This is a genomic window from Pseudomonas sp. GD03944 (assembly GCF_029839275.1).
GTDB lineage: Bacteria > Pseudomonadota > Gammaproteobacteria > Pseudomonadales > Pseudomonadaceae > Aquipseudomonas.
Map to the genome: position 1 here is coordinate 93,552 of NZ_JAOCAH010000014.1, position 14,492 is coordinate 108,043.

13 protein-coding genes are annotated in these 14,492 nt (G+C 66.8%); 7 read left to right on the forward strand and 6 right to left on the reverse strand.

The features are described 5' to 3' along the window. The first annotated feature begins 11 nt into the window (after positions 1-11). From N5C28_RS19570 to N5C28_RS19600, 7 genes are all read left to right on the forward strand, one after another. Positions 12-1,913: an acyl-CoA synthetase gene (locus tag N5C28_RS19570; protein ID WP_279824872.1), complete on the forward strand. Its 1,902-nt coding sequence runs from the start codon at positions 12-14 to the stop codon at positions 1,911-1,913. Positions 1,914-2,106: 193 nt separating this feature from the next. Further along, positions 2,107-3,045 (forward strand): GGDEF domain-containing protein, encoded by a 939-nt coding sequence (locus N5C28_RS19575; protein ID WP_279824873.1) that lies wholly within the window; start codon positions 2,107-2,109, stop codon positions 3,043-3,045. 136 nt (positions 3,046-3,181) lie between these two features. Further along, on the forward strand, positions 3,182-4,345 hold the full coding sequence (locus N5C28_RS19580; RefSeq protein WP_279824874.1) for a dipeptidase: 1,164 nt from the start codon (positions 3,182-3,184) through the stop codon (positions 4,343-4,345). A 113-nt stretch (positions 4,346-4,458) separates the two neighbouring features. Then, complete coding sequence (gene rhlB, locus N5C28_RS19585; protein WP_279824876.1) at positions 4,459-5,916, forward strand: ATP-dependent RNA helicase RhlB; 1,458 nt, start codon at positions 4,459-4,461, stop codon at positions 5,914-5,916. Between the two features lie 274 nt (positions 5,917-6,190). Next, entirely contained in the window at positions 6,191-7,231 is a 1,041-nt protein-coding gene (locus N5C28_RS19590; RefSeq protein ID WP_279824878.1) for a DUF2157 domain-containing protein, read from the forward strand. Continuing rightward, positions 7,228-7,677 carry a hypothetical protein gene (locus N5C28_RS19595; RefSeq protein ID WP_279824879.1) on the forward strand — a complete coding sequence of 150 codons (450 nt, stop codon included), beginning with the start codon at positions 7,228-7,230 and terminating at the stop codon, positions 7,675-7,677. The genes N5C28_RS19590 and N5C28_RS19595 overlap by 4 nt, the downstream gene beginning before the upstream one ends. Positions 7,678-7,746: 69 nt before the next feature. Beyond that, positions 7,747-8,655 carry a LysR family transcriptional regulator gene (locus tag N5C28_RS19600; protein WP_279824881.1) on the forward strand — a complete coding sequence of 303 codons (909 nt, stop codon included), beginning with the start codon at positions 7,747-7,749 and terminating at the stop codon, positions 8,653-8,655. 7 nt (positions 8,656-8,662) lie between these two features. Here the strand turns inward: N5C28_RS19600 and N5C28_RS19605 are convergent, their stop codons facing one another. From N5C28_RS19605 to N5C28_RS19630, 6 genes are all read right to left on the reverse strand, one after another. Next, a complete protein-coding gene (locus N5C28_RS19605) occupies positions 8,663-8,791 on the reverse strand; it encodes a hypothetical protein (RefSeq protein ID WP_279824882.1) in 129 nt (42 codons plus the stop codon). 116 nt (positions 8,792-8,907) lie between these two features. Then, entirely contained in the window at positions 8,908-9,510 is a 603-nt protein-coding gene (locus tag N5C28_RS19610) for a nucleotidyltransferase family protein (RefSeq protein WP_279824884.1), read from the reverse strand. 4 nt (positions 9,511-9,514) lie between these two features. After that, the gene (locus tag N5C28_RS19615; RefSeq protein WP_279824885.1) at positions 9,515-10,483 is read right to left on the reverse strand and encodes a radical SAM protein; all 969 of its coding nucleotides are present in this window, start codon (positions 10,481-10,483) and stop codon (positions 9,515-9,517) included. Further along, positions 10,480-11,484 carry an XdhC family protein gene (locus tag N5C28_RS19620; protein WP_279824886.1) on the reverse strand — a complete coding sequence of 335 codons (1,005 nt, stop codon included), beginning with the start codon at positions 11,482-11,484 and terminating at the stop codon, positions 10,480-10,482. The genes N5C28_RS19615 and N5C28_RS19620 overlap by 4 nt, the downstream gene beginning before the upstream one ends. Continuing rightward, a complete protein-coding gene (locus tag N5C28_RS19625; RefSeq protein WP_279824887.1) occupies positions 11,484-13,799 on the reverse strand; it encodes a xanthine dehydrogenase family protein molybdopterin-binding subunit in 2,316 nt (771 codons plus the stop codon). The genes N5C28_RS19620 and N5C28_RS19625 overlap by 1 nt, the downstream gene beginning before the upstream one ends. Continuing rightward, on the reverse strand, positions 13,796-14,266 hold the full coding sequence (locus N5C28_RS19630; RefSeq protein WP_279824888.1) for a 2Fe-2S iron-sulfur cluster-binding protein: 471 nt from the start codon (positions 14,264-14,266) through the stop codon (positions 13,796-13,798). The genes N5C28_RS19625 and N5C28_RS19630 overlap by 4 nt, the downstream gene beginning before the upstream one ends. Positions 14,267-14,492: the final 226 nt, after the last annotated feature.

The window sequence follows — 14,492 nt, forward strand, 5'->3', positions numbered from 1 at the left end:
GAGAGCTTCCGATGAACGATTTACCCGTTATCCGTACCCGGCGTGACATCGAGCAGATCGAACAGACCCCGCTGGCCGAGCGCGACCTGCCGGCCAGCACCTATGAACTGATCCAGCGCACCGCGCAGCTTCATCCCCAGGCACCGGCCCTGTCGTTCCTGCTCCAGGGGCAACCCGGCGAGCCGGTGTACCGCCTGACCTACCCGCAACTGCTGGGCAAGATCACCCAGACCGCCAACGCCTTCCACCGCCTGGGCCTGCGCCCGGGCAAGGCGGTGTCGTTTCTCCTGCCCAACCTGCCGCAGACCCATTTCACGATCTGGGGCGGCGAGGCGGCAGGCATCGTCAACGCCATCAACCCGCTGCTGGATGCCGAGCACATCGCCGAGCTGATCCACGCCTCCGACTCCGAACTGCTGGTGACCCTGGCGCCCTTCCCCGGCACCGACCTGTGGGCCAAGGTCGACGCCCTGCGCGACCAATTGCCGGAACTCAAGGCGATCATCTGCGTGGACATGGCCAATCTGCTGCCCGATGCCCAGCGCGACGCGATCAAGGCGCAGCGCGGCCCGCTGCCGGACGGCGTGCTGGATTTCGACGAACTGATTGCCGCCTGCCCGGCCGATCACCTGGAAAGCGGACGCCGCATCCAGGCCGATGACATCGCCAGCTACTTCCACACCGGTGGCACCACCGGCACGCCGAAGCTGGCACCGCACAGCCACGGCAACGAAGTGGCCATGGCCTACAGCATGAACCTGGTGACCCGTTTCGGCCCCGGCGATGTCACCCTCTGCGGGCTACCGCTGTTCCACGTCAACGGCGTGATCGTCACCGGCCTGACCGCCTTCATCGGCGGGGCTGAAGTCCTGCTGGCCACGCCCCAGGGCTACCGCAACACCACCTTGATCAGCCACTTCTGGTCGATCATCGAGCGTCACAAGGTCAGTTTCTTCAGCGGTGTGCCGACCATCTACGCCGGCCTGCTGCAGATCCCGAGCGAGGGGCACGACCTGTCGTCCCTGAAGTACGCGCTGTGCGGGGCAGCACCGATGCCGGTGGAGCTGATCCGCCAGTTCGAGGTGAAGACCGGCCTGACCCTGCTCGAAGGCTATGGCCTCACCGAAGGCACCTGCGGCAGCTGCGCCAACCCGCCCGCCGGTGAGCGGCGGCCCGGTTCCATCGGCCTGCCGATGCCGTACTGCCAGGTGAGCATCAAGGTGCTCGACGACCAGGGCAACTACCTGCGCGAGGCGCAGCCCAACGAGATCGGCAACCTGTGCATTCGCGGCGCCACGGTGTTCAAGGGCTACCTGCAAGCCAGCAAGAACCAGGGCATCTGGGTCGATGGCGACTGGTTCAACACCGGTGACCTGGGCCGGGTCGATGCCGATGGCTACATCTGGCTGACCGGCCGCAGCAAGGACCTGATCATCCGCGGCGGGCACAACATCGACCCGCAGATGATCGAAGAGGCGCTGCACAAGCACCCGGCCGTGGCCCTGGCTGCCGCCGTCGGCAAGCCGGACGAAAAGGCCGGCGAATTGCCGGTGGTGTACATCCAGCTCAAGCCCGGCAGCCAGGCCAGCGAAGCGGAGCTGCTCAGCCATGCCGCCGCGCACATCCACGAACGCGCCGCGGTGCCCAAGGATGCCTGGCTGATCGATGCCATCCCCCTCACCGCAGTCGGCAAGACCTTCAAGCCGGCCCTGCGCTTCGATGCCATTCGCCGCGTCTACCAGGCGGCCCTGCACGAGCTGGACGGTGACATCCGGGTCGAGGTGCTGAGCGACGACCAGCAGGGCCAGCTCGCCCATGTCCACCTGCCACCCGGCAGCGCCCACCTGGAAAAAACCGTGCACGAACGCCTGGCCGGTTTCGCCGTGGGCTGCGTGGTCCACGCGCCCCACTGACGCACAACGGGCGCAGGGAGGCGCCCATTTGTGACGCAACCGTCAGATTCGGCAACGCCCTGTCCACCGGTTCACGCTCCAGGATTGTCAGCCACCGTGCCGGGTAATACTGTCATACAAGGTGTTCGCCCGATGACACGGAGTGTTCGCGATGCCCCCTGCCTCAGGCAGACCCGGCAACCTACCCGTCACCATGAAAAAAGCACCCTGGCAGGCCAACCTGCAGCAGATCCGCAATCTGCGACTGTTCAATAATGTCGCCGCCAACAGCATCGACCAGTTGCTGCGGGAATTTCGCGCCTGTGACGTGGAAACCGGCGAAATCCTGCTGTCGCCCTTCAGCCGCAACCAGTACCTCTACCTGCTGCTCGACGGCCAGTTCGAGGTTTACCTCGGCTCCCTGGACAACCCGCCCGTGAGCACCCTGGTTCCCGGCGACTGCGCCGGTGAAATCAGCTTCATCGACAACGAGCATCCGTCCGCCTATGTGGTGGCCAGCCAGCCGTGCTCGGTGCTGCGCCTGCACCGCGAATCGCTGGTCAAACTGTTCCAGCACTCGCCGCAACTGATGCAGAACCTGCTGGAGCTGCTGTGCGACCGGGTGCGTCAGGGCAACCAGCTGATCCTGCACAGTGAGCAGAATGCCAACATCGACACCCTCACCGGCGCCTTTAACCGCCGCTGGCTGGAGCCGGTGTTCGAGCGCGAAAGCACCCGCTGCGCCTTCGACGAACAGCCGCTGTGCCTGCTGATGCTGGATGTGGATCACTTCAAGGCCTACAACGACCAGCATGGCCACCTCGCCGGCGACTACGCCCTGTGCATGGTGGCGCAGACCCTGCGCAGCCAGCTGCGGCCGAAAGACAGCCTGACCCGTTTCGGCGGCGAGGAATTCGTCATTCTCCTGCCCGAGCTCGGGCCGGACGACGCGCGCGGCATCGGCGAGCGCCTGCGCCAGAGCGTGGAACGGACCCAGTCGTTCTATTCGCCGATGGGCATCCTGCCCGGCGTCACCGTCTCCATCGGCCTGGCGCAGATGCAGCCACGGGACGACTTGCAGGGCCTGATCGACCGTGCCGACCGGGCGCTCTACCAGGCCAAGGAACAGGGCCGAAACTGCCTGTGCGGCTGATGCGCCGGCGATACGCTGCAAAACTCACTGATCATCCCCCATCAAGCTGGTAATTTGGCCGAAAAGGCCATGTTCCGGCGGGCGAACGCTTTGCTAGAGTCGCGGCACAACAATAAAGCCCGGAAGGCCTATCTCCATGCGCAAACGCTTGCTGCTCGCCCTGCCGATTCTCGCCGTCGCAGGTGCCGGAATCTTCTTCACCCTACCCTCGCTGCTCGACCGCTACATGAACAGCGTCGAGAACGCGGCACCCTATAGCGCCAACGAACAGGCCAAGGCCCTGCACGACACTCTGTTCATCGCCGACCTGCACGACGACGCCCTGCTCTGGGAGCGTGACCTGCTCAAGCGCTACAGCTACGGGCACTCCGACCTGCCGCGCCTGCTGGACGGCCAGGTCGGCCTGCAGGTGTTCTCCACCGTGACCAAGACCCCGCGCGGGCTCAATTACGAGCGCAACGCCGCCGACAGCGACAACGTCACCCTGCTGGTAATGGCCCAGCGCTGGCCGAAGGAAACCTGGGACAGCCTGCTGCACCGTGCGCTGTACCAGGCCGACAAGCTCCACGAGGCCGCCGGCAGCGATGGTCGCCTGGTGATGATCCGTACCCGCGACGACCTGTCCGCCTTCATCGCGGCCTGGAACAAGGACCCGCAGCGCGTCGCCGCCCTGCTGGCCACCGAAGGCCTGCAACCGCTGGAAGGCAAGCTGGAGAACGTCGACCGCCTGTATGACGCGGGCTTTCGCATCACCGGCCTGGTGCACTTCTTCGACAACGAGGTCGGCGGCTCGGCCCACGGCCTGGACAAGGGCGGCCTGACCTCCTTCGGTCGCCGCGTGGTCAAACGCCTGGAAGACAAGGCGATGCTGATCGACCTGGCCCACGCCTCCCGCCCGCTGATCGATGACGTGCTAGCGTTCGCCTCGCGCCCGGTGCTGGTGTCGCACAGCGGCGTGGAGGGCACCTGCCCCGGCCCGCGCAACCTCAGCGATCGCCACCTCAAGGCCATCGCGGCCACCGGCGGGGTGATCGGTATCGGCTACTGGGACGCCGCCGTCTGCGCCACCTCGGTCGAGGCCATTGTCAAAGCCATCCGCTACACCGCGGACCTGGTGGGCGTGGAGCACGTCGCCCTCGGCTCGGATTTCAACGGCACCATCCATGCCCCGTTCGACGTCACCGGCCTGGCGCTGCTGACCGAAGGCCTGCTCGGAGCCGGGTTCAGCCAGGCGGACATCGCCGCCATCATGGGCGGCAACGTGCAGCGTCTGCTGCTCGCCAATCTGCCGTCATCCTGAGGGCAAGACCGCCGATACCGCCAGATTATGCCGGCCGGCTGCGGTACTTCGCCGCGCCGGCTTCTTGCTTTACACTGGCAGCCGTTCACTCCTTAACCAATGACGAGATGACCGTGCTCAAAGCACTCAAGAAGATGTTCGGCAAGGCCGACGGCGAGCAAGCCACCCCAGTCAGCCAACCGGCCACGCCAGCAACGCCTCGTAACAGCGACGCCACCAGCGACAAACGCAGCCGCAAGCCCAAGCCTCCGCGGGCCCCGGCCGGTGATGCGTCCCCGGCGCCGGCTTCCACGGTCGAACAACCAGCCGCCAAGCCCGAGAAGCCACGTCGCGAGCGCGCCCCCAAGCCGGTCGACACCTGGAAACTCGAAGACTTCGCGGTCGAACCCGCCGAAGGCAAGACCCGCTTCCATGATTTCAAGCTCGCCCCCGAGCTGATGCACGCGATCCATGACCTGGGCTTTCCCTACTGCACGCCGATCCAGGCGGGCGTACTGGGCTACACCCTCAACGGCCAGGACGCCATCGGCCGCGCCCAGACCGGCACCGGCAAGACCGCCGCGTTCCTGATCTCGATCATCACCCAGCTGCTGCAGACCCCGCCGCCGAAAGAGCGCTACATGGGCGAGCCGCGCGCGCTGATCATCGCCCCGACCCGGGAACTGGTGGTGCAGATCGCCAAGGACGCCGCCGAGCTGACCAAATACACCAAGCTCAACGTCATGAGCTTCGTCGGCGGCATGGACTTCGACAAACAGCTCAAGCAGCTGGAGTCGCGCTTCTGCGACATCCTGGTCGCCACCCCCGGCCGCCTGCTGGACTTCAACCAGCGCGGCGAAGTGCACCTGGACATGGTCGAGGTCATGGTGCTCGACGAAGCCGACCGCATGCTCGACATGGGCTTCATCCCGCAGGTGCGCCAGATCATCCGCCAGACCCCGATGAAGGGCGAGCGCCAGACCCTGCTGTTCTCCGCCACCTTCACCGAAGACGTGATGAACCTGGCCAAACAGTGGACCGTCAACCCGGCCATCGTCGAGATCGAGCCGGAAAACGTCGCCAGCGACACCGTCGAGCAGCACGTCTACATGGTCGCCTCCAGCGACAAGTACAAGCTGCTCTACAACCTGATCACCCAGAACGACTGGACCCGGGTGATGGTCTTCGCCAACCGCAAGGATGAAGTGCGGCGCATCGAAGAACGCCTGACCCGCGACGGCGTCAGCGCCGCGCAGATGTCCGGCGACGTGCCGCAGCACAAGCGCATCAAGGTTCTGGAAGGCTTCCGCGAGGGCAAGATCCGCGTGCTGGTGGCCACCGACGTTGCCGGCCGTGGCATCCACGTCGACGGCATCAGCCACGTGATCAACTTCACCCTGCCGGAAGACCCGGACGACTACGTGCACCGCATCGGCCGCACCGGCCGTGCCGGCACCAGCGGCACCTCGATCAGCTTCGCCGGCGAAGACGACGCCTTCGCCCTGCCGCCGATCGAAGCCCTGCTGGGCCGCAAGATCACCTGCGAAATGCCGCCGGAAGTGCTGCTCAAGTCGGTGCCACGCAAGCACTGATACCTCGCTCGCAGGCACCCGCTTCACCCAGACGCCCGATGCTTTCCCGCATCGGGCGTCTTGCTTTCCGCAACGCCCAATCCCCGTAGGAGCGGGCTTGCCCGCGAGCTTTTAACCCCAAGATCACCACCGTGGCGAACAAGCAGAGCTCGCGGACAAGTCCGCTCCTACACAATCCGCCTGAGCTCACCGTTTTGTGCAGGACCACTCGACAGGCGATTTGTGGCTTGGTCACACTGCGCGGCCGTCCAACCAGGGAAACGGAGCGCCCCTCATGACGTTGAAAATCGACAGCCACGACCTCGCCCGCGCGGTGCAGGCCGGGGTGCTGCAACCCGGCCAGGACCAGGCCCTGCTGGCCTTTCTCAGCCAGCAATCACCGGCCCGCGCCTCCTTCCAGCTGGCCCATGTGGCCTATTACTTCGGCGCCATGCTGATCATCGGCGCCATGGGCTGGCTGCTTACCGAAGCCTGGATGCGCGTCGGCGACATCGCCCTGCTGCTGGTCAGCACAGCCTATATGCTGTTTTTCGTGCTCTGCGGACGCAGCCTCTGGCAACGCGGCTCCCCCATCCCGGGCGGCCTGCTTGGCGCGGTGGCCGTGAGCATGACGCCCCTGGTGGTGTACGCCGCCCAGCGGGTGCTCGGCCTCTGGCCCATGGACGACGTCCAGCACAACTACCATGACTACTACGCCTACGTGCACGGGGGCTGGCTGGCCATGGAGGTCGCCACGGTGCTGGTGGGTATCCTGATGCTGCGCCTGCTGCCCTTCCCGTTCATCGTCATGCCGATGGCCATGGCCCTGTGGTTCCTGTCCATGGACCTGGCCGAGCTGGCCTATGGTGCAGCGCTCAGCTCGGACCAGCTCCGCTGGGTATCGCTCTGGACCGGCCTGGTGATCCTGCTGGGGAGCCTGTGGGTCGATGGCCGCAGCCGCCAGGACTTCGCCTTCTGGGGCTACCTGGCAGGCCTGCTGGCCTTCTGGTGCAGCCTGACCCTGATGGGCAGCGACGACCACCTGCGCAAAGCCCTGTACTGCCTGATCAACCTCGGCCTGATCGGCGTCGCCGTACTGTTGCGCCGCCCGGTGTTCATGGTGTTCGGCGCCCTTGGCGTGGCCGCCTACCTGGGCGACCTGGCGTACCGGGTGTTCGAGGACTCGCTGCTGTTCCCGATCATCGTCAGCCTGCTGGGCCTGGGCGTGATCGCCCTCGGCGTGGCTTACCAGAAACGCCGTGACCGCCTGACTCACAGCCTGCGCCAGCGACTGCCGGCGGCCTGGCTGGACTTCCTGCCGGCGTTGCGACGTTGAGCCTGTGGCGCGCAGCCCTGCAGAGCCTGGCCATCCCGCTGGTGGCCGGGCTGTTCATCTGCCTGATCACCGGCAGCCTGCAACAGCAACACCTGGTACTGGCCTGGCCGCTACTTGTCGAGCCGGACAGCGTGCCCTGGCAGGAGAGCCTGCTGGCCTCGCTGCCCGCCATGATGCTGTTCATCCTGCTCGCCCGCTGGGTGCGCAGTGACCGCGGGCGAGCCCTCGGCTTCATTACGCTTGTCTTCCTGGCGGCCTTCTTCAACTGCCTGCTCTTTGCCGAATCCTTCGGCTCCACCTGGTCGACCGGTGCGATCCTCAGCGCGCTGTTGCTCGGTCACCTGCACCTCCTGGCCCTGGCCCTTCTGCCGGGCGGCATGCTGCTGGGCCTGATACGCCTTGCACTGCCGGCTCGCCCCACCGACGCCCCTCAACACCGCAGCTAACGGTGCGCCGCCTCGGCGGAACGGCTAGCATGACGGCATTCCCGAAACTGGAACGATCAAGGCAGGCCAATGCTCAACCGCATGGAGATGGTGCGTATTTTTTGCGTGGCGGCCGAATCCACCACCTTCCGCGAAGCCGCCACGCGCCTGGGCGTCTCGCCCCAGAGCGTGACCCGGGCGATCAAGGAGCTGGAAAACCAGCTGGGTGAAATGCTCTTTCACCGCAACACCCGGCAGATTCACATCACCGCGTTCGGCGAGCAGCTGGCCCGGCAATCGCGGCGCACCCTGGAAAGTTTCGACAAGCTGTTCACCCCCAGCGCCTCGCCCCAGGGCGGTGAACTCAGTGGCCGGGTCGGCATCACCGCGCCGCTGGTTATCGGCCGCCTGTTCCTGCTGCCGTTCCTCCAGCCGCTGTTGCGCCAGCACCCGGGGCTGCGGGTGGAACTGCGCCTGGATGACCAGCTCACCGATGCGGTGGAAGCCAAGATCGATGTCGGGGTGCGCGTCGGTTTCATGCGCGATCGCCGCTACATCGCCCGTTCCGTGGCCCAGGTGCCGTTCCATGTGGTCGGCACCCCCGAGCTGGTGGCCAGCAGCGGCAGCCCCGAGCGGATCCAGGACCTCAACCAGCACCCGTTGTCGGTGCTGATCGACCGCAAGACCGGCCGCCCCTGGCCCTGGGTGTTCGCCGACGGCCAGGTGTTCCACCCGGACAGCGCCAACTTCACCTGCGACGACCCGGAGGTCGAGCGCGAGGCGGTGCTCAGCGGCCTGGCCTACGGGCAGTTGCCCAGCTTCCTGGCGCTGGAACATATTCAGGCCGGGCGCCTGCAGGAGGTGCTGCCGGCATACGCCCCCGCGCCCTGGGAGCTGTTCATCTACCGGCCCCAGCGCGGGCCGGTGCCAGCACGGGTCAGGCTGGTCTACGACCACCTGATCGCCTGTTTCTCCGATCCGCAGCGGTTTCCCCGCTAGGCCGCTGTCACGCGACCAGGGCCAGGTAGGTGACGAATCCGGCGAACATCAGCCAGGGATGGCGAATCCAGCCCCAGAACCAGCCTGTCATCAGGGTGAGCTGGCAAAGGGCGTGGATGAGGATCGGGTCGAACATGGGGCGCACTCCATCAAGCAAGACGATGCTGTCTTACTCTGAGAATGCGATGTGAAAGTCCCCTTTTTGGCCCTTGCCCGGTCGCGCACGGAAAAATATTTCGCGTCCCGGCAGCCCTAGGTCAGGTTCTGCAACGCCTCGGGCGTGTCGACATCGTTCACCAGTCCGGGATCGTCCAGCACCACGCTGCGGTGCGCCTGGGGGTGGGCCATGAGCACCTGCCGTGCACCGTTGTCGCCGGTCAGTTGCATCATCTCGGGCCAGAACCGCCGGCCGAAGATCACCGGATGACCGCGCTGACCCTCGAACACCGGTAGCACGATGCGATCCGGGCTCGCCTCGGCCAGCAGCGCGCGCAGGCTCGCCTCGTTCAACCAGGGCATGTCGCCAAGGAACACCGCCAGAGCATCGGCCCGGGACACCTCATTCAGGTGCCGGACACCCGCCGCCAGGCTGTGGCCCATGCCCTGGGCCGATTGTTCGCAGGTCAGCCAGCGGGCTGCTGCAGGCAATGCCAGCGCGGCCGGGTCATCGTCCCCGCGCAGCACCACCAGCACCTCGTCCAGCACCGCGCAGGGCAGCGACAGACTGGCCGCCAGCAAGGACCGACCATCGGCCAGGGCAGCCTGGCGCTTGTCGGCACCGAAGCGCCGGCTCACGCCAGCCGCCAGCACCAGGCCCGCCACCGCACAGGGTTGTTCATTGCGCGTTGTCGCCATGGACTCAGCCACCAATGATCTTCATCACCATGACGTCGCCGGCGAAGGCCACGTCCTGCTTGTCCGCCAGAGCACCCTGCAGGCGTGCCTGCAAGGCCGGCAGCGCCTGCTCGTAGGGCGTGTCCAGCAGGTCGCCGATGAAGTGCCGCTGGCTGGACGACAGGCAACCATACAGCCAGCCGTTGGAGGTCAGGCGCAGGCGCGAACAGGTCCGGCAGAACGGCGCGCTTTCGTTGGCGATGATGCCGAAATACCCCTGGCCGGGAATCTCGAAACGCTGGGCCGTGGCATCCAGGGCCGTGTCGGCCTGGCGGTAGGTGTAGCGCTCGGCAATGCGTTCGAGAATCTCCGGCATGCCGTAGAACTGTTGGCGAAACGCCGTGGCATCGCGGGCCAGGTGGCCCATGCGCATCAGCTCGATGAAACGCAGCTCGATGCCCCGCGCCAGGCAGTAGTCGAGCAGCGGCAGCACCTGCTCGTGGTTATGCCCGCGCAGCGGCACCATGTTGACTTTGACCTGCAGGCCCGCGTCCAGCGCAGCCTCGATGCCGCGCAGCACCTCGGCCAGGTCGCCGCCCCGGGCGATGCGCCTGAACGCAGCGGCATCCAGGCTATCGAGCGAGACGTTGATACGGCGCACGCCACCGGCGAGCAGCACCGGCAGCTTGCGTTCGAGCAACTGGCCGTTGGTGGTCAGCGACACATCCTGCAAGCTCAGCTGACTGATCGCCGCGAGAAAGCCGTCGAACAGCGGGCTGATCAACGGCTCGCCGCCGGTGATGCGCAGTTTTTCCAGGTCGGTGGCCTGCTTCAGGTAGGCCACCGCCGTCACCAGCTTGTCCAGCGGCAGCGCATCCCGCTGCGCCACCAGCCGTTTGCCGTCCGGCACGCAGTAGGTGCAGGCGTAGTTGCAGGCCGAGGTCAGGCTGACCCGCAGGTTGCGAAAACGCCGGCCCTGTTTATCGACGATCACGCCCGTTCACCCACCGTCGCGGCCTTGGCCGCCACCGCAGGCTTTCTCGGTACCGCCACGCCGTTCTTGATGGCGACGATTTCCGCCATCAGCGACAGGGCGATCTCGGCCGGTGTGTGGCTGCCGATGTACAGGCCGATGGGCCCGTACAGGCGGCCGATGTCCGCCTCGCTCAGGCCGAGCTGCGCCAGGTAGCCCCGGCGTTTGTCGGTGGTCTGCCGCGAACCCAGCGCGCCCACGTAGAACGCCCGGGACTGCAGGGCCGTGAGCAGCGCCATGTCGTCCAGGCGCGGGTCGTGGGTCAGGGTGACGATGGCGGTACGCTCGTCCGGCTGGATGCTCAGCACCGCATCGTCCGGCATGCCCGGCACCTGGATCACCCCGGGGTTGTCCCACTCGGCCGAGAAACTGCTGCGCGGGTCGCACACCAGCACCTCGAACCCGAGCATCAGCGCCATTTCCGCCACGTAGCGCGACAGTTGCCCGGCTCCGATCATCATCAGGCGCCAGCGCGGGCCATAGATCACCCGCAGACGCTGCTCGTCGAAAGCGAAGGCATCGTCCGCCGCCGCGTCGCTCAGCCGGCTCTCGCCACTGGCCAGGTCCAACTCGCGCACGCTGACCTTATGCTGCCCGCAGCGCTCGATCGCCTCGGCCACCCAGGCCGGGTCCTCCACCACTTCTTCGGTCAGGCGCAGGGTGCCGCCGCAGGGCAGGCCGAACCGCGCGGCCTCCTCGCGGGTCATGCCGTAGGTGATCAGGTTGACCGCCCGCCCCTGGGATTCGAAGCGCCCCTCGAGGTGGCGCTGGATCAGGTCATCCTCGATACAGCCGCCGGACACCGAACCGATCACCACGCCATCGTCGCGCAGGGCCAGCATCGACCCCGGCGGACGCGGCGCACTGCCCCAGGTCTGCACCACCGTGTACAGGCGCACCCCGTGCCCGGCCTGCCGCCAGGCGAGCACGCGGGTGAGGACGTCGAGGTCGACGTTATCCATCAGGCCGTGCCCTTCCAGCCGTTCAGCTGGCTGCGGATCGGCAGGTCGCGAATGCGCTTGCCGGTGGCGTTGAAGATCGCATTACACAGCGCCGGGGCGATCGGCGGTAGCCCCGGCTCACCGACGCCACCCAGGGGCAGGTCGCCCTCCGGCTTGATCAGGTGCACGGCCACGGTCTTCGGCGCCAGGGGCATGCGCGCCAGCTCGTAGGTGTGGAAGTTGTCCTGCTGCACGCGGCCGTTCTTGAAGCTGATCTCGCCAGTGGTGGCCAGGCCGATGCCCATCACGCAGGCGCCTTCGAGCTGCGAACGGATACGCTCGGGGTTGATCTGCGGGCCGCAGTCGGCCGCGATCACCGCGTCGTGGACGATCAGGCTGCCATCGTCCTTGACCTCCACCTCGAGCACCGCCGCCACATAGGTGACAAAGCTGTAATGCGCGGCGATGCCCTGGGCACGCCCTTTGGGCAGGGTCTTGCCCCACTTGGCCTTGCTCGCGGCCTCCTCGACCACGGCCCGCAGGCGGCCGATGTCCACCGGGTAGCGTTCCGGCGACTCCCCGTGGTTCCAGCCGTCGCTCAGGGCGGCGGGGTCGATCTGCCGGGCCGGGCCCAGCAGGCTCAGCAGGTAGTCCTTCTGGTCGATACCGGCGGCAGCCGCCAGCTCGGCGACGAAGCACTGCTCGGCGAAGGCATGGGGGATGTTGTTCACCGAGCGGAACCAGCCGACCCGGGTGTGGGCGAAGGCTTCCGGGTTCTCCAGGCGCACGTTGGGCACGTTGAACGGCGTGGACACGAAGCCCAGGCCCAGCTCGAACGGCGCCTTGTGGCCGGAATCCGGGCCGAACAGCGCGGTGATGCTCGGCGATGCGGAGCGGTGCAACCAGGCGGTGGGCAGGCCGTCGTCACCGAGGGTCGCCTCCAGGTGCTGCACCGACACGGTGTGGAAGTAGGAGAAATGCAGGTCGTCATCACGGGTCCACTGCACCCGCAGGTGACGCCCCGGGAACTCCTTGGCCAGGATCGCCGATTCGACGACGAAGTCCGGCTTGGACTTGCGGCCGAAACCGCCGCCCAGCAGGGTGACGTTGACCGTGACGTTCTCGAAGGGCAGCCCCAGACGACCGGCGACCCGCTCACGGGTGACCTGCGGCGCCTGCACGGGGCCCCAGACTTCGCAGCGGTCGTCCTTGAACAGGGCGGTGGACACCGGCGGCTCCATCGGCGCCTGGGCCAGGTGTGGCAGGTAGTAGTCGACCTTGACCTGCTTGCCGCCCTTGGCGAAGGCGGCCTGGACGTCGCCACTGTCGCGCACCACCTTGCCGGGTGCCTGGGCGGCCTTCAGCAGGCTTTGCTTGAAGGTCTCGGAGTCGTAGCTGCCGTTGGGGCCGTCGTTCCACTCCAGCACCAGCGCCTCGCGGCCCTTCATGGCCGCCCAGGTGTTGCTGGCCACCACAGCCACGCCACCCAGGGGCTGGAATTCGGACGGAATCGGCGTGCTCTCGATCTCGATCACCTTGAGGACGCCCGGCACCTTGAGCGCCGCGCTGCTGTCGACACGTTTCAGCGTGCCGCCGTACACCGGCGGGCGCGCCACCACGGCGTAGAGCATGTTGTCGAAACGGGCGTCGAAGCCGAACTGCGCTTTGCCGGTAACGATGTCCTGGCCGTCGATGGCGCGGTGCGAATCCTTGCCGATGTAGCGGAACTGATCGGAGGTCTTGAGCACCAGGGTTTCGCGGGCCGGTACCGGCAGCAGCGCGGCCGCCTCGGCCACCTCGCCGTAGCCCATGCTACGGCCCGAGGCCGGGTGCAGCACACGGCCCTGCTCGGCCCGGCACTCGCTGGCGTTGACGCCCCACTCCTGGGCCGCCGCCTGGACCAGCATCAGCTTGGCCGCCGCGCCGCAACGGCGCATCGGCTCGTACCAGTGGCGCATGCTGCGCGAACCGTCGGTGTCCTGGTTGCCGTAGCGGCCCTGGTCACCCGGCGCCTGGGCGACCTTGACCTGGGCCCAGTCGACGTCCATTTCGTCGGCCACCACCATGGCCAGGCTGGTGCGGATGCCCTGGCCCATTTCCGAACGGTTGCAGACCACGGTCAGCAGGCCGTCCTTGTCGACGCTGATGAACACCTTGGGATTGTCGACCCAGCCATCGGGCATGGCGTCGGCGCCGTAGGCCGTCGGCTCCTCGGCGAACGCGTCGCGCAGCCCCCAGTTGGCGGCGATGACCAGCGCGCCGGTCAGGCCCATGCCCTTGAGCAGGGTGCGGCGGCTGAAATTGACGGCAACGAAGCCTTCGAGATCACGGTTCATGCGCGGTCCTCCTTCAGGCTGACTGCCGCATCCTTGATGGCGTCCTTGATGCGGTTGTAGGTGCCGCAACGGCAGATGTTGCCGGCCATGGCCGCCTCGATCTGCGCATCGTCCGGGGCCGGGTTGCTCTTGAGCAGCGCCGTGGCCGCCATGATCTGTCCGCCCTGGCAGTAGCCGCACTGGGCCACCGCACGCTTGAGCCAGGCCTGCTGGACCACCTGCCCCACCGGGTCGGTGTGCAGGTTGTCGAGGGTGGTCACTTCCTTGCCCACGGCATAGCTGATCGGGGTCACGCAGGCCCGGGTCGGCTGGCCGTCGACATGGATGGTGCACGCACCGCACAGGCCCATGCCGCAACCGAACTTGGTACCGGTGTAGCCGGCGAGGTCACGAATCGCCCACAGCAGGGGCATGTCCTCGGGGGCATCCAGTTGATGCATCTCATCATTCAGACGGAGTGAAATCATGGTTAAGGCCTCTGATTCTCGTCGGTGATCCGCCGCATCACGAGGACGCGAACCCGACTCTTATGGGTACGGCGGGCATCGGGGGGATGACCGCTCACCGGATGGCGGGCCATCCGGCGACACGAAAGAGCAGGGCCTTGGCCCTGCTCCGGATTTTCCCTGCTGCGAGGCTGACGTTCATTGCCAGAAACTCGCCGCTTCTTGCCTGATCCTCCGAAGCATGCGG

Coding starts and splice junctions, on each gene's coding strand:
- N5C28_RS19580 (WP_279824874.1), top strand. CDS start 3,182: ATGCGCAAACGCTTGCTGCTCGCCCTGCCGATTCTCGCCGTCGCAGGT.
- N5C28_RS19570 (WP_279824872.1), top strand. CDS start 12: ATGAACGATTTACCCGTTATCCGTACCCGGCGTGACATCGAGCAGATC.
- N5C28_RS19625 (WP_279824887.1), bottom strand. CDS start 13,799: ATGAACCGTGATCTCGAAGGCTTCGTTGCCGTCAATTTCAGCCGCCGC.
- N5C28_RS19575 (WP_279824873.1), top strand. CDS start 2,107: ATGAAAAAAGCACCCTGGCAGGCCAACCTGCAGCAGATCCGCAATCTG.
- N5C28_RS19620 (WP_279824886.1), bottom strand. CDS start 11,484: ATGGATAACGTCGACCTCGACGTCCTCACCCGCGTGCTCGCCTGGCGG.
- N5C28_RS19590 (WP_279824878.1), top strand. CDS start 6,191: ATGACGTTGAAAATCGACAGCCACGACCTCGCCCGCGCGGTGCAGGCC.
- N5C28_RS19605 (WP_279824882.1), bottom strand. CDS start 8,791: ATGTTCGACCCGATCCTCATCCACGCCCTTTGCCAGCTCACCCTGATG.
- N5C28_RS19610 (WP_279824884.1), bottom strand. CDS start 9,510: ATGGCGACAACGCGCAATGAACAACCCTGTGCGGTGGCGGGCCTGGTG.
- N5C28_RS19600 (WP_279824881.1), top strand. CDS start 7,747: ATGCTCAACCGCATGGAGATGGTGCGTATTTTTTGCGTGGCGGCCGAA.
- N5C28_RS19630 (WP_279824888.1), bottom strand. CDS start 14,266: ATGATTTCACTCCGTCTGAATGATGAGATGCATCAACTGGATGCCCCC.